Annotated in this window: 17 protein-coding genes; 3 read left to right on the plus strand and 14 right to left on the minus strand. The window is 46.2% G+C overall.

Going from position 1 to position 21,430, the window contains the following annotated elements; genetic code table 11:
• Positions 1 to 180 precede the first annotated feature (180 nt).
• The 8 genes from QZ105_RS06360 to QZ105_RS06395 form a co-directional block, all read right to left on the minus strand.
• Positions 181 to 1,323 carry a cysteine desulfurase family protein gene (locus QZ105_RS06360; protein WP_293729013.1) on the minus strand — a complete coding sequence of 381 codons (1,143 nt, stop codon included), beginning with the start codon at positions 1,321 to 1,323 and terminating at the stop codon, positions 181 to 183.
• Complete coding sequence (locus QZ105_RS06365; RefSeq protein ID WP_293729014.1) at positions 1,320 to 1,517, minus strand: hypothetical protein; 198 nt, start codon at positions 1,515 to 1,517, stop codon at positions 1,320 to 1,322. Before QZ105_RS06365 ends, QZ105_RS06360 begins: the two co-directional genes overlap by 4 nt.
• Entirely contained in the window at positions 1,507 to 2,958 is a 1,452-nt protein-coding gene (gene brxL, locus QZ105_RS06370; RefSeq protein WP_293729015.1) for a BREX system Lon protease-like protein BrxL, read from the minus strand. Before brxL ends, QZ105_RS06365 begins: the two co-directional genes overlap by 11 nt.
• 11 nt (positions 2,959 to 2,969) lie before the next feature.
• Positions 2,970 to 5,300 (minus strand): BREX-4 system phosphatase PglZ, encoded by a 2,331-nt coding sequence (gene pglZ / locus QZ105_RS06375; protein WP_293729016.1) that lies wholly within the window; start codon positions 5,298 to 5,300, stop codon positions 2,970 to 2,972.
• A 13-nt stretch (positions 5,301 to 5,313) separates the two neighbouring features.
• Positions 5,314 to 9,519 carry a hypothetical protein gene (locus QZ105_RS06380; RefSeq protein ID WP_293729017.1) on the minus strand — a complete coding sequence of 1,402 codons (4,206 nt, stop codon included), beginning with the start codon at positions 9,517 to 9,519 and terminating at the stop codon, positions 5,314 to 5,316.
• A 24-nt stretch (positions 9,520 to 9,543) separates the two neighbouring features.
• Complete coding sequence (locus tag QZ105_RS06385; RefSeq protein ID WP_293729018.1) at positions 9,544 to 11,865, minus strand: phosphoadenosine phosphosulfate reductase family protein; 2,322 nt, start codon at positions 11,863 to 11,865, stop codon at positions 9,544 to 9,546.
• Position 11,866: 1 nt separating this feature from the next.
• Positions 11,867 to 14,344 (minus strand): hypothetical protein, encoded by a 2,478-nt coding sequence (locus QZ105_RS06390; protein WP_293729019.1) that lies wholly within the window; start codon positions 14,342 to 14,344, stop codon positions 11,867 to 11,869.
• An 86-nt stretch (positions 14,345 to 14,430) separates the two neighbouring features.
• The gene (locus tag QZ105_RS06395; protein ID WP_293729020.1) at positions 14,431 to 14,580 is read right to left on the minus strand and encodes a hypothetical protein; all 150 of its coding nucleotides are present in this window, start codon (positions 14,578 to 14,580) and stop codon (positions 14,431 to 14,433) included.
• A 113-nt stretch (positions 14,581 to 14,693) separates the two neighbouring features.
• Here QZ105_RS06395 and QZ105_RS06400 point away from each other — a divergent pair, with 113 nt between their 5' ends.
• Positions 14,694 to 14,858 carry a hypothetical protein gene (locus QZ105_RS06400; RefSeq protein ID WP_293729021.1) on the plus strand — a complete coding sequence of 55 codons (165 nt, stop codon included), beginning with the start codon at positions 14,694 to 14,696 and terminating at the stop codon, positions 14,856 to 14,858.
• Here the strand turns inward: QZ105_RS06400 and tsf are convergent.
• The 5 genes from tsf to QZ105_RS06425 all read right to left on the minus strand — a co-directional run bounded on the left by tsf (position 14,848) and on the right by QZ105_RS06425 (position 19,739).
• Entirely contained in the window at positions 14,848 to 15,729 is an 882-nt protein-coding gene (gene tsf, locus QZ105_RS06405; RefSeq protein ID WP_293729022.1) for a translation elongation factor Ts, read from the minus strand. The genes QZ105_RS06400 and tsf overlap by 11 nt on opposite strands.
• Positions 15,730 to 15,761: 32 nt before the next feature.
• Positions 15,762 to 16,499: a 30S ribosomal protein S2 gene (gene rpsB, locus QZ105_RS06410; RefSeq protein ID WP_293729023.1), complete on the minus strand. Its 738-nt coding sequence runs from the start codon at positions 16,497 to 16,499 to the stop codon at positions 15,762 to 15,764.
• A 189-nt stretch (positions 16,500 to 16,688) separates the two neighbouring features.
• Positions 16,689 to 17,615, minus strand: a complete 927-nt coding sequence (locus QZ105_RS06415; protein ID WP_293729024.1) for a calcium/sodium antiporter — start codon at positions 17,613 to 17,615, stop codon at positions 16,689 to 16,691.
• A gap of 11 nt (positions 17,616 to 17,626) precedes the next feature.
• A complete protein-coding gene (gene yaaA, locus QZ105_RS06420) occupies positions 17,627 to 18,367 on the minus strand; it encodes a peroxide stress protein YaaA (protein WP_293729025.1) in 741 nt (246 codons plus the stop codon).
• A gap of 202 nt (positions 18,368 to 18,569) precedes the next feature.
• Positions 18,570 to 19,739, minus strand: a complete 1,170-nt coding sequence (locus tag QZ105_RS06425; protein WP_293729026.1) for a DUF4143 domain-containing protein — start codon at positions 19,737 to 19,739, stop codon at positions 18,570 to 18,572.
• A gap of 199 nt (positions 19,740 to 19,938) precedes the next feature.
• Here QZ105_RS06425 and QZ105_RS06430 point away from each other — a divergent pair, with 199 nt between their 5' ends.
• Positions 19,939 to 20,199, plus strand: a complete 261-nt coding sequence (locus QZ105_RS06430) for a type II toxin-antitoxin system RelB/DinJ family antitoxin (protein ID WP_293729027.1) — start codon at positions 19,939 to 19,941, stop codon at positions 20,197 to 20,199.
• A complete protein-coding gene (locus QZ105_RS06435) occupies positions 20,199 to 20,462 on the plus strand; it encodes a Txe/YoeB family addiction module toxin (protein WP_293729028.1) in 264 nt (87 codons plus the stop codon). Before QZ105_RS06430 ends, QZ105_RS06435 begins: the two co-directional genes overlap by 1 nt.
• A gap of 36 nt (positions 20,463 to 20,498) precedes the next feature.
• On the opposite strand, the gene galU is transcribed toward QZ105_RS06435, so the two are convergent.
• On the minus strand, positions 20,499 to 21,368 hold the full coding sequence (gene galU / locus QZ105_RS06440; protein ID WP_293729029.1) for a UTP--glucose-1-phosphate uridylyltransferase GalU: 870 nt from the start codon (positions 21,366 to 21,368) through the stop codon (positions 20,499 to 20,501).
• Positions 21,369 to 21,430 lie beyond the last annotated feature (62 nt).

Genomic DNA, 21,430 nt, shown 5'->3' on the forward strand with positions numbered 1-21,430 from the left:
CTACCGAGCGCGTAGTGGACTTTCACCACCTAGTTATCGCCCATGCCGGGCACACAAAGCTTTAAGGAGCTGCCGCATTGACGAAAATAAATCGTCTGATGCGGCAGCTCCTTTTACAGTAATTTGTCATTTTCTGTGGTGTGCCCGCCCTTTATTTGTCCACCATCCCCACACAAGCCGCTACTTCGCGCTTGCAAGGAGCTTCGCCAAGCAAAGCGCAATCCTCTTTACTTCTTCTTCCGTGTTTTCAAAGCCTAAAGTAACGCGAATAGTGCCCTTAGCTAAATGAGCCGGTAACTTGATAGCTTGCAAGACATGCGACACCTCCGTCTCATGGGAATTGCATGCAGACCCAGTAGTAACCGCCACTCCCATAAGATCCAATCTGTGTAAAAGCGCTTCCCCGTCCTCATGGGCAAAGGATAAGCTTAAGCTGCCTGGTATACGATGTTCGGAACCGTTTAAAACATAAGGCAAACGCTTTTTATCCAGTTCGTCGAGCAAAAGCTTACACAGCCTATTGAGGCGTTCGGTGTGGGCTTCCAGATTCGCCACATTAAACTGCAACGCTTCCGCCATGCCGACAATACTGGCAATGTTTTCCGTTCCCCCTCGCCTGCCAGATTCCTGTGCCCCGCCGTCTACCAAATTAGCTAATTTCAAGCCCCTCTTTATATATAAAAAGCCGATTCCCTTGGGTCCATTGAATTTATGGGCTGATGCAGACAACATATCCACGCCTAATTTTCTAACGTCTATTGGTATATGCCCGACCGCTTGCACCGCATCGGTATGGAAAGGCACGCCAAATTCATGCGCAACCCCGGCCAGCTCTTGTATCGGTTCAATTGTCCCGATTTCGTTATTAGCCAGCATGATAGAAACTAAAACCGTAACGCTATTGATGGCCGCACGCAAAGCTTCTTTAGCGACCAACCCCTGCGCATCCACAGGCAAATATACAACATCATAACCCATGCGCTCTAAGAGCTGGCATGAGCGAAGAACGGCATGATGCTCTATAGCAGTTGTGATAATGCGTTTCTTTTGCTGTGGAAACCAGAAAGCAGTTCCCTTCAAAGCCCAGTTATCAGCTTCCGTGCCGCAGGAAGTAAAAAATATTTCTTCCGGCTCAGCGCCAATACAAGCGGCGATAGCGCTGCGAGCGTCTGCTAACGCTTTTTTCGGCTCCCTCGCTAAAGAATACAACGTGGAAGCGTTACCATATTCAGCTGTAAGAAAAGGCGTCATCGCGGCCAAAGCTTGCGGTAAAAGCATAGTCGTAGCCGCGTGGTCGGCATAAATAAACTTTTTGTTATTCATTTGAATAAGGTGCAACCCTCTTCCTTAAATTCCTCTATTTTATCGAAAAGCTCCTGAACCGTGCATTCTAAATATTCCGCCAGGCAGTCCATACAATAATAATTGTTAATAGATTTTCCTAAAAGCTTTTTGTTAATGCCAATAGTATCCTTATCTAAGCTTTCTTTTCCGCAAATAACGCAGTCAATTTTCATCGCTAAGCTCCCTTAAAGAAAAAGAAGGCACGTCTTTTCCTTTAAATTCTACGTCCAAAATCCCAAGCTGCCTTTTGATAATCCTCCTCATGCGAATGGCAGGGCGTAAGCAGTATTGTTGGAAATGCTTTAAATTGATATCCCGCGCAGCTCTAACATTGGGAAATAACAGTTTAAGGTAAGCCGTGGCGATTCGCTTTACTGCTTCTGTGTCGCGGGTATCCGCTTTTTCAGGGACGTCGACAATTTGGTCTACAATAGCTCGATAGCTTACATCGTTGCGAAGTTCGTGCAGAATCGTGCAGAAATATTCGGAATTTAGCGCCCACCCGGATATTTTAAGGTCGTCGTTCATCCTAGGGATATCCCACCCTTTTATAAATCCGTGGATGCGGTCGACAAGAGCGCTCTCCTGAAATAAAGCCGGCAGCTCCGAGAACATATTCTGGTATTCGTCCATACGACTTTGCGCTATGTTGCCAAGGAAAATTACACCTGCATCGGATTTACCTTCATATCCGCCGATGTTGAATTTGCCATATTCCATATATCCCTGCATAATGGAACGCATTTCATTAACATCGCCAAATTGCACAAGCTTTACTTCATCAATCGCCACAAAGTCATTCCCGGTAATAAAGCCCGGCGTTTTCCGCGCCGTATCGTAGAACATTTTCGCACGCGTTACCCTGCCGCCATCCGTAAGCATACCGTACTTGCTCACATGTCCAAAAACATACGATTTTCCCGTTCCTTTGGGCGCAAGCTCAATAAGATTTAATCTTTTTTCTACAAACGGCAAAACGTGCGTAAGCATGGCAAGCTTTTGTTCTTCATCCTCGTAGCCATCGGCATTATAGTCCATTGCTCCCAGCAAAACGTCAATCCATTCAGACGTAGTGAACTCATTGCGAACGTCCTTATAATAATCAAGGTCAATCGTATAAGGGCAGAAATTAGTAAAGCCAGTCAGGCGAATCTTGCCCGGCTGCTTCGGCTTTACAGTATCGTCCGGCATTCTATAGCCAAGCTCTACTACTCCCCACACTTCCTGCCCGTTAATCAGTTCGCCGCGATATCGCTCCCATGTCGAATAATCAATCATGCTCTCCTTATTGTTCAAGCCAAAATCGGGAAGCGAGAAAGTTATTTCCCCGGTCTTAATGCTAATATCCACTGATATTTTGGTCAAAAGCTTTACGCGCTCGTTATCATTTATAATTCTGTCTTTAATACGCACCCACTCTTCTTTATTGGGCAAGTAAGTATGAATAAAATCCGTTAGTTCCGCAATATCGATATTGCCATTTTCATCCGCAAACTTTTTTATAAGCCAATCGCGCAAAAAGGATGGCAGCCCCAGAGCCGAAAAGAAATTACTTTTGCGCAAATCTTTATAGACGACCATTTCATCGAAACAATCTCTAAGTTTTTCAATCATTTACTTTTCTCCTAAAGAATACTCTTTTCGCTGCCGCTTTCTTTTTTCACTATTAGCGGAAGTGCGGAGGCTATTTTGTTTCCGCCGACATAAACGTCTACTTCATATGTTTTAGCGCGACGAATTTCAGGCATAGCTTCGATAATATAGAAATTATCGTCAATCGCCCTTGCCTCATACTCATGCCCGTCTATCCGAACGGAAACATCCAGTAATTTTTGCGTTGCAAAAATCTTGATAGCCGCTTTCTTTCTGTAGCTTACCAATATTTCCGGAACGCCAACGAATGTTCTGCCAGCTTCTGCCGGCATAAGCTTTACTTCCACGGCGGCAGGCAAGCACGAAAGCTCGATTATCGGCACAACGACTTCTTCAAGGGTTGCGCCGCCATGAACCTCAACATTAGCTTTACGGCTGCCTTGAAACCGGTCATAGTTTGCCAGCGCCCAAAAATCATCCGCATCCGTAGCGTTGTCCGGTTTTTCATCGATAGCGCTTTTAGGACAGCATCTGCCGGAATGCTGCCCGTTCAGCTCCATCTCAAGCAGATTTTCAGTTTCGTGGATTACGGCCAGTCTGCTGGCTCCATGATCGGAAATCAAGATAGCTTTACTGTAAGCGCCATTCACGAGATCCAGTCTGATTTGTTCCAATAAGCCGTCAATCAGCTCCAGCTCGCGAATCAAATGAATTGGCAGCTTGCCGTCCGGCCTGCTGTAATCATAACCCTCCTCGCCATGATGCTTAATCTTGTCGATTTTATCAAAAGTGATAATCGGGTATTGCTCTGTCGACAGCACGTCCCAAAATTCCTTGTTGCGGCTTGTAATGGAAGGCAATTCGCTGCGGCATACCGTTACCTTGGCCATAAGCTTTAAGTCATGACATTTCGCCATAATAAAGCCCAGGTACTCTACGCCCATAGCGTCCGTAAAATATGTTTGCGCGTTCTCGCTGTCGAGCCTTTCCACCACAGAACTCCGCGGTTGCAGCAGCGCGTTATAATCGCGTGCGACGGCCTGCCGCTCTACAACATCCATAAACTCAGGCAGAATTTTATTGATAACCTTTTGATATTTATATTCCTGAAAATAGTTATCCAGTAAATTATTTTTGAAGCGATAGGGATTGAGGTAATTACCCAAAGCCGGGTATACTCTCTCAATAATTGCAAGGAGTTCGCCGCGCTCATAATCGAGGGCATATTTATCCAAAAGCCTGAAGAAGCATTGCTTTTCCTGCAGAGTATTATCCGTCAGGTAATAAAGCGCGTCGCGCTCCTTACTAAGGACAAGCCTGCAATAATGCGCCACTTCCTCCGCGGGGTTGCCAATGGCGTTCAGCAGCTCTTTACGCCGCCCATACAGAGCCGCGAACTCTTTGCTGCTTGGTGGAAAATCCAGGATAGCCAGGAAAATATTGCGCACAAAATCTGCTACTGTTTCCGACTGCTGAGCAACGCTATGCAAATACTTATCCATGGGCGCGCCAAATAATTTTAACCCGATAAAATAATACCATAACCATCTTTTATCGCTACGGTTATACTGATAATGGGATATACCTCTATCCAAATGATGGATATCGCCAATTTTATCAAAAATCAGCTGTTCCCAAGATGCATACTCTTGAAATTCAGCTAACGCGTCCTGCCAATCGTCATCGGAGCCGACGCCTTTGGCGAGCGCCGCCGTCTTGTTATCCTTTTTGCAAAGAATCTCATAGGCATTTTTCATCTCGCTGATTGAATACAAAGAATGCGGGAAATTCTTCCTAGCTTTTTTTGTTTCAACATAAAGCTCGCCTGCAATACCCGCTTCCACAGCCCTGGGTATTTGCTCGATACCCACGACATTCTTATCAGGCTCAGCGCTCTTCAAATCTTTAACCGTAAATACCAATTTAGGCAGCTCGTCCTTGTCGCCGTCAACAAGGCAAATTCTTGCTTCTAAACGCCTGTCGCTTTTTATCATGGACGCTAAAAGAGCTGCGCATTGATATGTAAGAATAACCACATGCCCTGTAATATTCAGGAACAGCAATTCCCGCAAGATTTGCTTCAATGCGACCTCGCCTTGCAGCCGGAAGAACGACGCTACTTCGCAAACGAAATAAATGCCGCTGCCTTGTGCCAAAAAATTTAAAAGAGAAGCCGTCGACGGAAATTCGTCGGCTTTACAAAACTGCGAATCCGACGCATGGATAAAATTATTCTGCGGCAAATTATAACGCGTTACTATAGCGTCCAAATCGCGCTTGTTTTGCACGTTGACTACCAGGGAGCCTGCATCTTCTTTTTTCAGATACCTGCCTATCTTTTTCCAGACTGCATCCAGCGTCATACAGAAGCCCCCCTTAGTTTCCTTTAATAATTTCCATGCCCACAACCATATTATCCCGAATCAGCTCTTTCAAATACTTTTTAACGTCCGTGATACCCATCTCGTCAATCTTAGCGAGAGCCCGGTCGCAGCCGCCCTGGTTATATTTTGCTTCCGCCATCTGCTGTAACTTTTTATCGACTTCCGGCAAGCCAAACCATTCAAACGGTTCGGCCGTAATATGCGAATCCAAATAGTCCTTTACTTCCTGAATATCCGTCAGCATAACAGCGTAGGACTTTATAATTACCTCTCTGAACGCCTTGTCCAATTCCCTTTCATCAGACAATAAATCGAAGAAATGCGTCGTTGCGAAATACTCCAAAGCTTTATCGATAGTAGCTTCGTCGGATTTGCTTCTATTTACCGCGGCAAAAGCAGCCCTGGCTTTGCCAATTTCAGAATCTGGAACGAGGCACAGAATTGGCATCCCATGCTGTTTAGACCATGCGCGAGGCGTAGCGGTTCCCGTCTTTTCCCGCCACATATTCTTTAATTTCGTACTTTTCAAGCCCTCTTTATAGGCTTTTACCTTGGCTTCGACCGTATCGAAGTACTCCTTCCTATCGTAAGTAAAAGCTCCCGCAGGAAGGGTGTCAAATACTTCTTTGATTTCTTCATCAGAAATGCCGTCCAGATAAAAATTGCAGACCCGCTTGAAAACGTCAACCTGATTGGTGTAGAAACTACGAAACGCCTCGCCGCTCGCTTGCAGCAACTCCAAGAATTTCTGCTTCTGCGAGTCGAGCAGCGTACCCGCCTTCTTCACGTTGAACAGGATATCAAGGAATGAACCTAATTCGCCAAGCTCCTTTTTGGCGGCAACACACGCTATCCTGATATAACCGCATTTATCGCACCATTCGCGCACAGTATCCTCCAAAGAAATATTTTTAGAAATAATCTTATTGCTCTCTGCAATAATTTTATATTCCAAAATCACTTCCCTGATTTTCTGCTGTGCCGTTTCTATATTCCAGACCCAATTAGCCGCATCCGCATCAAACTTCTTACGCAGGACGTTTATATACTGCCCGCCGTCGTCAATTTCCCCTGCCAGCGAAACGAGCGCCCCATCGTCGAAGCTTTTAAGATACTGCGCCATACCCGACATACACTTTTCTTTACAGAATAATTTCTTTAAATCTTCGGCGGCAGTCGGATTAGCCATAGCCAGCTCGCCGATGGACATAGCGATATCGCTGTCGGATTGGGCAGCTCCCATGTTATTGCTGTTAGCGATTCCGCAATACAAATCAATAAGTTTAGCCAAAGCTGTGGTATCCGTCTTCAAAGCTTCCGTTGCCAGCAGCGACTGTACCGTCCACAGCGGGAAAGCGTATTCTTTCATCTTGCTGCGGATGCGTTCCCTGGTATTGGGTACGGAGGTACACATATTGAGAGGGATAGCAAAAGCGGCGGCGGTAAGCTCGTTAAACGCTTTTTCCTTCGGCGTCATCGAAACTATGTACTTATCCCTGTACCTCGGATTCGGCGTAATTTCCAAGCGGATAGCTTCGTCAATCATTTCCTTGAGCTTATTGACGTTTAAAATATCGTTCTGCAACCCGTCGCTCCAGCTATAGGTTCCGTCCGTATATTCCTTCAAGATAAAGCCCAGCATAAACGCGGACAGATTGCAAGGCATAAAGCCGTACGGCGCAGCTTTCAACACGTCGAAAATCTGCCTGATGGAAACGCGCCCGCCTTCGTTGTGAAAGCGTTCGTCAATAAACCCGTCGACACAGCGCTTAATTTTAGAAATATGCAGATACGGAATAACATCCCAGTACTTATCCACATTCCACGCGCCGTCAAGGGCTTTCTCCAGCTGCGTTTCCTTGCTGCCCGACCGGAAGGTACCGCTCGTTTTTTGATTGCAGGCACACTCTACGCCCTGCTTCATATTGCTGGGCGTATACATATTTTCGATTACATTGTATACGCTTTCAAGGCATTCCGGGAATTTCTTCTTGTTAATCTCGCCAAGAATTTCATACAAATTATCAAGCGTAATCGCCCGCTCGCCGTCGCGTTTAGCAGCCGTATACACGACGAACTCTCCTCCGGCTATTCTCGACTTCCATTTCTTCAGGCTGTCCTTGGCATTATTGGCATATTGTTTAGCCAAATCATTATCCTTGCCCTGCTGGGCCATGGAACGCGCCATATCGAGGCGATAACAGGCGTATCCGTCTGCGCCGAAAGGAGTGCTCGAAGCGTCGATGAAAATCATATTGTACGTTCCGGCTTCAAGAGCCTCGTGAATTTTTTTGCCAATGAGAACGCTTTCACTATCGTCCTTGGCAAAGCAAACGACTGCCACAATTTTATTGACGTACTTCTCTTCCGTATTGCGTAATTGCCTGATTGTAGATTCAAAATCCATGGACGAAACATATCTCAATTCATAGCGCAGCTTCAACGCCCCGGCAAGCGTAACCGCGTCGACAATTCTTGTCTTATCCGTCAATTCTTCCGTAATCAACGCAGACGTACTTCTTTTATCAATTTGCTCCTCAAAGGGCCTGGTATCGATTTCGCCTTCGTTATTATACGCAGCGTACTGTGATTTGCCCGCTCCCAACGGTTTCTCAAACAAAACCTTATCCCGGACGAGCTGAGCGGCGCAGCGGGAAGCAGACCCGTCTAAATCCGTGCCTTCAAAGGCGTTATCGATATTTCTGGCGTTAGGGATAAACAGCTCTACGGAATCGCCCGCATATTGCGAAATTGCCTGCAGCAGCAATACTGTCTTTAATACGCGCTTCTGATCCGGAATCAGGCTTTTATTTCCCGCGCGGTTGTAATAATCCAAGATGGAGCGGATATCATGAGCAAGATAGTCCTTGCCCTTGTCATAGAAAAACTCCCACAGCATATCGACAGTGAGGAGCGGGTTCTCGTCCTCCGGCCCCAATTTATCAATAAACCATTGGAAGCCCTTGATTTCATCGCCGCGGTCATTCTTAATAAAGTCGAACATACTGCGCTGGTTGGAATCAAACGCAGCGGAAATATGCTTCAGCAAAAGCGCCGCGTAAGGATGAATAGGCAGAATACCCACCATTTCCTGATCGGAAATATGCGCTACGTTCTTCACCAATTTGCGGGATTCCTTAGTTCTGTCTATCAAATCGCCCAGCACATCCTGCCAATCGGCAGCGACTTCAGAATCCTTGTTCTTTTCCATAGCGGCGCCCATCAGCTGAAAAGCGATATTTTCCGGCAGGCTGATTAAACAATGCGGCTTTACGAAGCGGTCGTTCAATTTAATAAAGTCCTTATCGCGTTCATAAAAAAGCCCCTGCGTTAAATGGGTAACTAAGATAAAATAAAACGGTTCTGTTTCGCTAAGTTCACAAAGCTCCTGAAAGCCCGTCAAATTACGCGCGTTATTCTTAAAATACTCCGTAAACTCATCCCAGATGAAGACGATGGCTTTTAACTCGTTCGCTTTGATGATCTCCCGCAGCCAGCTGCATAAACCGGCAGTGCTGAGCGACAGCATTTTAATCTGCCGTTCGTCAGCCACTTTAAAAATATCGTCCATAACCTTCGCCAGCGCGTCGCCGGAGAAAGTCTTTAACTTGTTAATAACGGCGTCAACGTCGTCCCCGCCAAACAAATCGGCGTAAGCCCCGGTAATCAAGGCGTTAAAATAATCCCTGTTACACCTATCGGAAAGCCACTCCACCGTAGCCTCCTTCAAGGCATTTCCACCCTTGTTTTCAATACCGGCTTCAGTAAGGGCCTTCTCTACGCTTTCCTGGATAGCGAAAATGAGATTGTGGTCGCCGCGGATAGTCGCCGAACCGTAACGGTGTACCGTCAAAATGCGTCCGCTGTTTTTAACGGACTGAAAGCGGTTGCACAAATCGCTATCCATGCTGTAGCGTTGAAAATAAGCGCGCGTATCCTCCTCGCCGGCGTCCAGCAATTTTTTCAGCGTCAGCACTGCGTGCGATTTGCCCGTGCCATACGCGCCTTCCACCCACAGGCACATCTTTTGCTTGCGGGAAAGCACATCCACCGTATTTTTAATGAGCTTAATAAAGGTTTCATGCGGGAAAAATTTCTTCCACATCTCCGGGTTTTTATTGATAACCGCCTCGTTTACGGCGGGAAAATAATCGGGGTCAATATCAAAATAATGACGGTATTTCTCTAACATCGGCATGAACGCCATCTCCTTAGCATAAAATCAGAATAAATTTAAAACGTCTTGCGCAGTCTTTTCACTGTTAAGCGTAATATTATCCAAATCCAGCGTAAAGCTGGCGTTGATAAAATCAGGATAGTTGATGGACAGCCCGTTCAATATTTTTTCCATCTGCTCCCGTTCCAAGCCGAAAATTTCCGTCGGACTTACGCCGTCGCTATCGATATCGTGGTTCAATAATCTGGATAATGTGAACTGGTAATAATTGCCGCACGCCTCGGCAAATTTAAACAAAGAGTACAGGATTACGCGCGGCTCCGGGTTTTGCCAGCTGTTTCTTGTGATAGAAAGCATTGTATTCTTTTCACGATTAGCAACGCCTAAACCGACTTCACTGAACGGAAGCGCAAGAATCCTAGAATAAGAACTCCAGATATCGCCGACCCAACTTTCTTTCGCTCCGTCCGCTACCAGCAAGGAGAGAGTATATTCCTTATTGACAGTCTCATGCAATTTAACACGTTTAATGAGCCAATTTATTTGCGGCGTATATGCCAAATTGGTCAACATTAACGCCCAGCTTGATAAATTATCTAATCCGATATTGTTAATAACACCGGCAAAGCTACTATAACCATTCTCTTCAAGCAATCCTGCATCCCTAAGAAAACGCCTAAAGAAGCTGTACATCTGAGAACCAAGCGAATGCTTCTGTGCGAAGCTCTCCTTAAAATTAAAATATTGGTTAAACCACTCAATCTTAGGCGCATGATGTGAATAACAATTCAAACTTCTATTAGCGCTCATTCTTAATCCTCCCCTTGGCATTTCTAAAGATTTATATATCAAACATCCTTTTTCAACCTTATGGCACAACGCGCAATGTCGGCAGTCGTCGCTGATACTCAAAACTCCCTTATCCATATTGATACACCCGAATTGGCAATCTACTTCACATTCCCGGCAGCGAATACAGCAAGCTGCTTTTCTAAATACGTTTTTTAATAGCTTGACAAACATGGAATTTTTCTTTGACAATTCCGACGAATAACTTACGCAAATACTTCCTTGTTCTTCGATAACGTCGAAAATATACTGCTCTTTGCGGAACAAGATTCTATACGGAGACTCGTCATTTAAAAGCACGCCTATTGTCTTAATCCATATTTTCCAGTCCGTTTGAGGGTTATTTATCCTGAGTGTCGGTCTGCCATTTTCCATTTGCTCTGAATAATTCAATTCAATCGAAATATCTCGCCCATTTTTACGAGCCTTCCAACCGCCGTTTGCGATAAACTCATCCAACTGTTCCGTAGAAGAAAATGATTTTTTATATAAATCACGTACTGTCCCAATAAGAGAATCGTATTCTTCAGAATACAATTCTCTACTCATATAATCATTTCTTTCTGCTGCACGAGGACAAACCAGGCAGCCCACCCGACGATTGCCTTTTTTATATGCTTCGTTCATGTATAAGTCTTGCATAAAGATATACAAATACAACTCGGCAGAATTCCACTCCAATATGGGATTGCAACTATATTGCCCTTTATGCTTTTCCCCAAGGCTGATATAATCATATTCGCTTCTCGACAGGCTTTCGCTAGCCCTGATACCGATAAACGCCATACCGATAAAATCATGCAAACCAGTATATTCTCTTAATTTCAGTACTTGCGGCGCAGTCTTATGCACACTACAGCACCATCTCGTGACCGTAGCCGGCGGGCCGAATTTTTTCCAAGTAAATGCAGGGCTATAATCAGACTTAGCCTGAAGAAACTCTACATTATTTTCAATACATTGCTGTTCTACAGCTTCAACTGCTTTATACGTATCCGGGAACTCCATCCCAGTATCACCAAAAAGGACTTTAAATTTATTATGCGGCAAGGCGCGCTGCACTAAATCCAGCGTTACAATGCTGTCCTTGCCGCCGCTGAACGCGACATAGAAAACGTCTACTTTATTCATATACTCGACGTAAATGTTATAAATCTTTCTTATCGTCTCCGACGCCAGCTTTTCCAGAATATCGCGGTTTTTTTCCACCATGGCCGGAATATCGACAAAGCGCAGGGGCGCTCCGTCCGGTTCAGGCTCGTCAATAAGAATAATCTCCGGCGCGGTACACATACTGCCGCCCTTGGTTTTGGCCACCAGCCTTCCCCGGTAAAAATAATTATTGGCTTCCGCCCACATATACGGGTAGGCATCGCTCTTAGCATACTGCCAATGCTTATCGAACCCCAAAACATCGAGCTCTTTATAATAAACGGGACGCGGTTCCTTGCTAAACGCAAGCGGCGAGCTGTTCAGCAGCAAGCCGCCTGTTGCAGCGTCCCAACTGTATGAGTACATTTTAATCAGTGTCCTTCCTGTTTCTTTGCGCGTTGGCTTTGATGATGAGCGCTTCTATATTAGAATATTTACGTTGGGCAATGTAACCGATATCGCTCAAATATTGCAGTACAGAAGCTTTATTCAGTTCGATATCCGTATGCATTAATAAATCAACGACCAAATCATCGAAAGCGTCTATCCCCGCACTCTTTTTAACAATAACGCCCACGCACGTTTTCGCATTAAAGCTACCGCAGTGCAGCAGCTTATACTTATGGCTGTAAAATGCCGCATAATGCTCCAGCAAAAAACTATTCCACGCAAATCCGGCGTAGGGGAACATGCCAAAGTTCGTAATTTCCTTAATAGCGATGTAATCGCCCGCGCAAATGCGGTCGAGCGCAGCGTCCGTTTCGTCCACCAAAAAGTGGGCGCGGCTCTTGGCGACAAATTGCTCCCGGCTGATACGCAGGCTATTCTCGTAAACAGGCTCAAAATATATTCCCGTAGCCAATTCTCCCGCTAACGCCTGCAGCTCCGTCAGCGTAAAGCTATCGTGACGTTTTGCATAATTAGCGAACACGTCCGTCATGGACAAAGGCTTACCGTAACGGCTAATAACATTGCCTTTAAAATAAAAACGCTCGCCAAGCTTATACTTCAACGCATCCCTGAAGCCATTAACAGAATAGATAGCGTTATTGTCGATTATGTCAGGGTACTTCGCCTTAACTGCTTCGTACAGCTCGTTGCCTCCCATGAATTCCTTATCCTGAATATAGTAGTCGATAATAGCGGCTATATTCTCTAATTCTTCATGGGAAAGCATAAGCGAGCTTTCATGGAAATAGGCCCCGCCGCCGTTATTGACAAATTCTCTATTGCCGTTCAGTATATATTTAATATTGCTTTGGGGTATATGCGGCAAAGCTGCGAATACTTCCTCATATTCCACAGGCCGCGCGTACTCCTGCAAGCATTGGCGGATTTCTGCAACCGGGTCTACGACTACGTATCTTTCCTTAGAAATAAAGTCACACTTTATAAAGACGCCGTCAATGTGTAAATGCTCAAGATATATCCGCAGCATATCGGCATCATGGATAGGATAATCCAGAAAGTCTTGCGCAAAATGATTGTACAACGCCTGAAAGTAAATTACTTTTTTCCCGCTGGCAAAGCTTTCTTCAATGTAATGCAGCAATTTTTCTTTTAGCTCCTCGCTCAGCATAACAGCGGGCAAGAAAGCTTTTCCTGCATATAAAATGCACAGCCGCTTGATATTCCGCGTGATTAACTCATCAGAATCAGCCAGCTCCTTGCCAAACTGCGCGGCATAATAGCGCCTGAATTTTCTAATCTCCAAGGAAGATTCCATGCGGAAGCCCTTTGAGAAGCGTTCTTGCAGCACAGAAGCATATTCCTCGTTTATGAAAGCAGGCTCTTCCTTTTGTGTAGAAATGTACTCTTCATTTTTAAAAGCTGGCTCTGCTTGTTGGGCAGAAACATTTTCTCTATTACTTACTGCCGCAGAAGAATGCGCCTTTCTTTCGTAACCGATTACAATGTTCTCCTCACCCACATGGCAAAGGTCGAGTATATACTTAATTTTGGCAACTATATTCTTTGCGCTGCAATTCGTTTCCAACACATAATCGCTTTCAGGAATGCTTTTAGGAGCAATCATCAGATGAGCATCGCTTTTTTTCAAAAGTTCGGTGCGTTTACCAATTTTTGAAAAAGACATCCCTGCTGTAAACATATCAGGATACTCGCTCACCATAACGGTCATAAAATTCACGAACAAGTCAGTCCACGATTTACCACACGCTTTTTCTTTACCAAAATATGAAAATCGCATGGGTCTTGTATATGTCAAATCAGCTATCTTGGTAAAATCAACAAAGTAAAATGCTTCTTTGTCGCCGCCTAAAACGCTCTCGTCTGGTGGTAAAGCTTTAATGCCTGCATCTTCAGCGTCTGCTTCTTTATCACGAACAGCATAAACGAGAGGAGGTTCAACTATTTTCTCAGGCTGTTCTTCGGTAGATTCGCCTGCGTCATCAATCGCAGCCGTTTCTTTTTCCTCGTCAATAACGCTTTCAACGGGCGCTGTAGAAGGCTTGCCGTCCGATGCGCTTACATTTTCTGCTTGCGGTTTTTCCTGGACTTCTCCAGCAACAGGCTCTCGCATAGTTCCGGCTTCCAAGTACTCTAATAAATAGAAAAAATATAGGCTTGCCAAAAGCAGCGACCCGCCTGTAAACGCTTCGCCCAACAACGCTTTCCAATTATCATTTTTCTTCAACGCTTTTAACGCCTCTAGGTCTTGCTCAGAAAAAACGCCTTGCTTTATAATCTTCTTATCTAAGAAGAAATTATTTAATCGGACTATATAATGGGCCAGAGTTTTAATTTGCACTGTATGCTTAGAAGCGCAAAAATTAAGGAACTTCAATTGTTCCGAAGATCTTTCAACCGCCATAACCATCACCATATCTTGCCAAGCATATTCAAGACTCCGCACGTCTCCATGCTAATATTATATCACCTCTGTACCCCCCCGCAAGACTTACACTATTATTATTTCCCCTCCAGGTTCTTCAATGCCCTTCGCACCCGGCATACTTCGCTAAAGAACTCGTCCAGCCCCATATCCAGCTTATCCAAATGACGCCTAAGCAGCGGAATGTTATTACGGCGACCTTTATCCACGGCTATACGTATCTGCATCTTCATGCCTCCCTGCAAGAAGATCAGCATAGCCCAAACTCATCATTTTATCAAATTCAGCTTTATTCATTTCATTATACGAGGACGTAACTCCGGACGAAGCGCAGACCGCTATGCAGGTGCTCATCGACAACCCCGTCTTTGACAGCGCGAGCGGCGAGCTGGCCGAAATTGCCGAAAGCTGGCAAAACTGCCGGCCTTCGGCTTTTCTTATACAACAAAAAGACCTGCACTCCGAAGAATGCAGGTCAGTATTAGCAAAAGCTATTAGCCTTTGATTTGGGACATAACTTCAGCAGCGAAATCCTCTTGTTTCTTTTCGATGCCTTCGCCCAGCTGGAAGCGCGCAAATGCCAGAACCTCGGCATTGTTAGCTTTCAGCAGCTTGCTGATGGTTTGCTCAGGATCCTTAACGAAGTCCTGGTCAACCAGGCAAACTTCCTTGTAATATTTGTTGATGCGGCCCATAACCATCTTCTCGATGATTTTTTCCGGTTTGCCTTCGTTTTTAGCTTGTTCAGCCAAAACTTCTTTTTCATGCTCCAGCTCAGCAGCAGGAACCTGAGTGCGCTCCAGATAGCTGGGGTTAGCAGCGGCAACCTGCATAGCGATATCCTTGCCCAGCTCGGCGCTGCCGCCCTTCATTTCTACCAGAACGCCGATTTTGCCGCCGCCGTGGATATAAGCGGCAACCAGGCCTTCGGGAGCTTCGTACAGAGCGAAACGGCGAACGTTAATCTTTTCGCCAATCTTAGCGATGCTTGCAGTTACCAGGTCGGCAACGGTTTGGCCTTCGATCTCGGAAGCCAGCAGAGCGTCGATATCAGCCGGTTTAGTAGCTACGATATGAGCTGCAATCTTGGAAACCAGCTCTTTGAAATTATCGGTTTTAGCAACGAAGTCGGTTTCGCAGTTAACCTCAACAATGGTGCCAACCTTGCCGTCTTCGCTCAGGCAGTAGCCAACAACGCCTTCAGCAGCGATGCGGCCTGCTTTTTTAGCGGCAGCAGCCAGGCCTTTTTCACGCAGGAAGTCGATAGCCTTATCCATATCGCCTTCAACAGCGGTCAGAGCCTTTTTGCAGTCCATCATGCCTGCGCCGGTACGTTCGCGCAGTTCTTTAACCAATGCAGCAGTAATTTGAGCCATTAGTAAATCCTCCTCAAATTATAAAGTTTAAATTATTCAGCGTCTTCAGCAGCAACTTCTTCTTCAGCTGCAGCTTCTTCGGTCTGCATACCTTGACGGCCTTCCAGAACAGCGTCAGCCATTTTTGCGGTCAACAGCTTAACAGCGCGGATAGCGTCGTCGTTTGCAGGGATTACGTGATCGATTTCGTCGGGGTCGCAGTTGGTGTCAACAGTTGCCACGATAGGAATGTTCAGCTTGTGAGCTTCCAATACGGCAATGTGCTCTTTGCGGGGGTCAACGATGAACATTGCGCCCGGCAGCTTCTTCATATCTTTAATACCGCCCAAGTATTTGGTCAGCTTTTCCATTTCATGTTTCAGACCGATAACTTCTTTCTTCGGCAGAACGTCGAAGGTACCGTCAGCTTCCATAGCTTCCAGCTTGCGCAGGCGAGCAATACGGGTTTGGATGGTTTTGAAGTTGGTCAGCATGCCGCCCAGCCAACGCTCGTTTACATAGAACATGTTGCAGCGGGTAGCTTCTTCTTTCATAGCCTCTTGAGCTTGTTTTTTGGTGCCAACGAACAGAATGCTTTCACCGGCAGCGGCAACCTCACGGATGAAGTTGTAAGCTTCGTCAACCTTCTTTACGGTCTTTTGCAGGTCAATGATGTAGATACCATTGCGCTCGGTAAAGATGTACGGAGCCATTTTAGGGTTCCAGCGACGGGTTTGGTGACCAAAATGAACACCAGCTTCAAGTAATTGTTTCATAGAGATAATAGCCATTTTTTGTTTCCTCCTGTTTTTTCCTCCGCAGAGACGCATTTTTACCCATAACTGCGCGGCTGACGCAGACAGCGGGCAAATTATCCTGCGTGTGTATTTTTACACTCGAAATATTTTATCATAAAAAAGGCCACTGTACAAGCTATTTTTCAGCAAAAGCGCTAAAAAATGTACATTATTTACAGCTTTTTACAAAATACGCCATAAATATACGGCATAGCACGCCAGCATCAGCGCCCCGCACCACCGGTTCAGGCGGTACTTAGGCAGCACGCACAGCCACAGCAGCGCTGCCGTGCCGATGGCAACATAAGAGTCGAACTGAAACGCGGCTGCAAAGGGTATATCGATAATCAGCGCCGACAAGCCGACGACAAACAGTATATTAAAGATATTGCTGCCCACAATATTGCCGATGGCGATATCCGCATTGCCCCGGCGCGCCGCCGTCACCGAGGTAACCAGCTCCGGCAGGCTGGTTCCCAGCGCCACGATGGTCAGTCCGATAAAGCGTTCGCTGAGCCCAGCGTAAGCGGCAATAGCGCTCGCGGCGTTGACGGTCAGATTACTGCCGGCAATAATTACCACAAGGCCGCCCGCCGTTGCCAGCAAGCAGCGCTGCAAGGAATAGCCGTATTCCTGCAAATCGTCGTCCACCTTATTTTTAACAGCCATAGTATAAAGATAAATAAGATAAACGGCAAAGGCCAGGCACAGCACCATGCCGTCGGCCAGAGAAATGGTACCGTCCACGCCCTGATACAGCAAAAGGACGGTAATGGCAATCACAAAGGGCAGCTCCACCCGCACGGTCGATCGAGCCACAGCCAGAGGCGTAATCACCGCCGCCAGACCCAAAATAATCAGGATATTCATAATGTTGCTGCCTACAATATTGCCGATGGTAATATCCGCGCTGCCCTTAATAGCCGCGGCGATACTTACGGCAGCCTCCGGCGCGCTGGTTCCCATGGCGACGATGGTCAGCCCCACCACCAGCTGCGGTATGCCAAAGCGGGTAGCGATGCCCGCCGCACCCTCTACAAACCAATCGGCGCCCTTGCCTAAAAGCACAAAACCCAACGTCAGCAACGCGAACTGCAATAATAATTCCATAGTTCCCCCTCTTACTTCACAAAAACAAATTCGTTAGCGGATGAAAGCTCCGGCCGGTAGCGGTAGCCATAGGTATCAAAGGCTTGTACCTCCTCCGGACTTTGGGCGTTATGCCCGGCGCACCAGCGCACCATACTGCCCCGCGCCATTTTGGCCTCCGTTGCCTTCACTCTGTAGCCGCCGTCAAGCTTAGCGCAGCCAAAAATGCAGGTGACAAAGCGCACATCGTCCGTCAGATAAGGCTCTACTGCCTTACTGTATTCCTTGGACGCCAAATTCAAAAGCACCTTATCCTCTGCCGTCAGCGCGTCGTAAAGGCTGCGTCCCCAAAACTGGTACAGATTTTTACTGCCAGCCGCCGCCAGCTTGGCCTGCATTTCCAAACGGTACGGAACCACACCGTCCGCAGCCTTTAATAAGCCGTAAAAACCGGATAAAATGCGCAAGTGCTTACACACATACTCCCAGGCGTCCCACTCCAGCACCCGCGGCCCCATGTGCGTATACTGCAGTCCTACATAGGCCAGAACTGCGGGCGTAAGATTACGCTCCAGCTGCATATTCTTAATGCGCTCGTAATTCTGCTGCGCCAAAGCGTCGTTGCAGACCCACAGCTTTTGCAGCTCCGGCAGGCTCATCTGCCGCATAGCGGCCAACAAAAGCTTGGTGCGCTCCAAAAACTGCGGCACATTGCAGGAGCAGGCGTCAGTATCCACCTGCATCTGCTTGGCAGGAGAAATGATAATCTGCATAGTTTTACCTCAATTATACTTCAATATTTATCCATAAAAGAATTTTTCGCTCTCCAATTATAGCATAAAAGCACAGGCAGTAAAAGTAAATCAGTCTGTTTTTTGACAACTACGTGCCATTTGTATTACAACAAAGGAGGCCAATAATTTTAAATAGCAGCAAAAAGCGAAGCCAGCTATTAAAAGCGGCTTCGCTTTAAATCTATAATTGCTCTGTATTAACCTGCCATATTTCTTCCGTCAGCTCACGGCACTCTCCGCCTAAAGTCAGCACGCAGCCAACTCCCTGCCCGCAGCCGCATTCCTGCGCATAGGGCTGCAAAGCGGCAAACAGCTTACCAACCTTACGCACGTTAAACGGCCCATGGCAAATCAGCATAGGATAAATCACTCTATCCAGCCGCAAAATAACGCTGACCTCCTTGCGGTTGGAGTCACGGTAAAATTTCATATCCGGCATTATCCCCTGCTGCAAATAGCTTTCCCGCAGCAGGTTCAGCACATAATTTTCATACAACCCCTTAAAATACAGGCTGGAAAGCAACGCCCCCGCATCGCGCAGCTGCAAAAGATGAGCCGCCACGCCAGTATCCCTGAAATACAGCTTCGGCGCCTTTACCAAACGCTTGCCAGCCAATTGCTCTATAGACGGCAGCAAATAAATCACGCCTGCTCCAGCCAAAAGCTTCAGCCATTGCTTGGCCGTAGGCGAACTGATACCCACGCCGTCCGACAGTACGGCATAATTTACTACGCCGCCGGCCATACCGGCAGCAGCGCATAAAAAGCGAAAGAATTTCAGCTCGTCCCGCGCCGGTGTCAGCTTCATAATGCTTTGCTGCAATATCCGCCGCACATAAGCTGCCATCGCTTCCTTGCCATCCACAGCAAATAAATTGCCGCGCATAATAGCCGCAAGCATATCCTGCCGCGGCTGCCGCTGCCCTATTCTCTGCAAATACTTTTCTCCCGGCACAAAAGGCAAGCTATCCGCCCCGCTATTTGCTAAAGGTAAATCCAGCCAAGCGATTCTGCCAAAAGCATTATCAGGCAGCTCCTCCTGCAAAGCAGCGCTTTGGGTACAGCCGGCTATCAGCCTGGCAACCGGAAAATTCTCTTCCAATAAACAAGGCAGTAAAAATGACACATGCTGCACATTAGCAAGATAAGCAGGCAGCGGCAAGCCCTGCACAAAAAGCCCGGGATTTTGCTCCGCCTGCAACCGCACGCCGGGCAAAGAGCAATCCACCAGGTTATACTCTGCCGTCAGCTCACGCAGCAAGGCCTTTTGGTAGTCGCTGCCGCAAGTACGCAGAACCGCCAGTTTATTATTTAATTGTAGTTTGCGAATGATCTGTTGCAAAGTATGCATAATTACCTTTCTTTTAACGCATCTTATATCGCACAAAGCTTCAGATATGCACTGCCAACTTTTTGCAGTTCTTCATTTAATTTACAAAGCACTACGTTTTAGCATCAAAACAAATCGCTTATGCAAAAAATGATTTATTTTGATAGAATTTGTTGGACATCTATGCTATAATATAAATTAAGAAAGAAGGTGTTACACTATGGCTCAAGCTATGATTAGCTTCCGTATGGATGCAGAGCTAAAAAAGAATATGGAAACGACTTGTAAAAATATGGGATTATCGCTTTCGTCAGCTTTCATATTATTTGCTACCAAAGTAACCAAAGAACAACGAATTCCTTTTGAAATTACGGCAGATCCATTTTTCTGTGCAGAAAATATGGCTCGATTAAAGCATGCTATCGACGATATTAAGGCAGGCCGTAATCTAACTGAACACGAATTAATGGAGGTGGAATAATGCCAAAAATATGGCACGACCAGGCTTGGGAAGACTATATTTATTGGCAAAATCAAGATAAGAAAACGCTCAAAAAAATCAATAATCTTCTTAAAGATATCTCTAGAAATGGCTACCAATGCACAGGCAAAGCAGAGCCGCTAAAGGGAGACTTATCGGGATTTTACAGCGTGCGAATTGACAGTAAAAACAGGATTGTTTTTAGAATAAATAACGACAATATCGAAATAGCTCAATGCGGTTCGCACTATCGTGATAAATAAATTAAGTACCTTAAAGGACGGCGCAGGCCGTCCTTTTTATTTCACTATCCCCTGCAAATACGCCAAAAACTTATCCTTTAAATCCTCCCGGCGCATGGCGTACTCTACCATAGCCTCCAAATAGCCCTGCTTATCGCCCACATCGTAGCGGCTGCCTACAAAATCATAAGCGTACATAGCCTGCCGCTGCGCCAAAACCTTCAAAGCGTCTGTCAGTTGAATCTCGCCGCCGCGGCCCGGCGCTGTGTTTTCCAAAATAGTAAAAATCTCCGGCGTAATAATATATCGTCCCAACACGGCTAAACGACTGGGAGCTTCATTTACCGCAGGCTTTTCTACCATATCTTTAACACGGAAAATACGTTCCTTGTCAGTCCGCACACTGTCCACAATGCCGTAAGCAGAAACCTTTTCCTGCGGCACAGTCTGACAGCCCAGAACGCTGCCGCCAACCGCAGCATACACATCTATCAGCTGCTTCAGGCAGGGATAATCGTCATTGTAAACGACATCATCGCCCAAAAGCACGGCAAAGGGCTCGCTGCCAACAAAGGCTTTGGCGCATAAAATAGCATGACCTAAGCTCTTGGCCTCCTTCTGCCGGATAAAATGGATATCAATATCCGCTATCTCCTGCACCAGCTGCAGCAGCTCATCCTTATTATGTTCCGCTAAATTGGCTTCCAGTTCCGAACTTCTGTCAAAATGATCCTCAATAGCGCGTTTAGTTCTGCTGGTAACGATTAAGATTTCAGTAATACCGCTGGCTAACGCTTCCTCGATAATATATTGGATCGTAGGCTTATCCACAATGGGCAGCATTTCCTTAGGGCAGGCTTTAGTCGCGGGCAAGAAGCGAGTTCCTAAGCCTGCGGCGGGAATAACGGCTTTTCTAATTTTTGGCATTGTAAATCATCCTTTATTTATATTTTTAATTATCTGAATAATTTTATATTAATTTTTATAAA

The sequence above is a fragment of the uncultured Phascolarctobacterium sp. genome (genome assembly GCF_905212365.1).
Lineage (GTDB): Bacteria > Bacillota > Negativicutes > Acidaminococcales > Acidaminococcaceae > Phascolarctobacterium_A.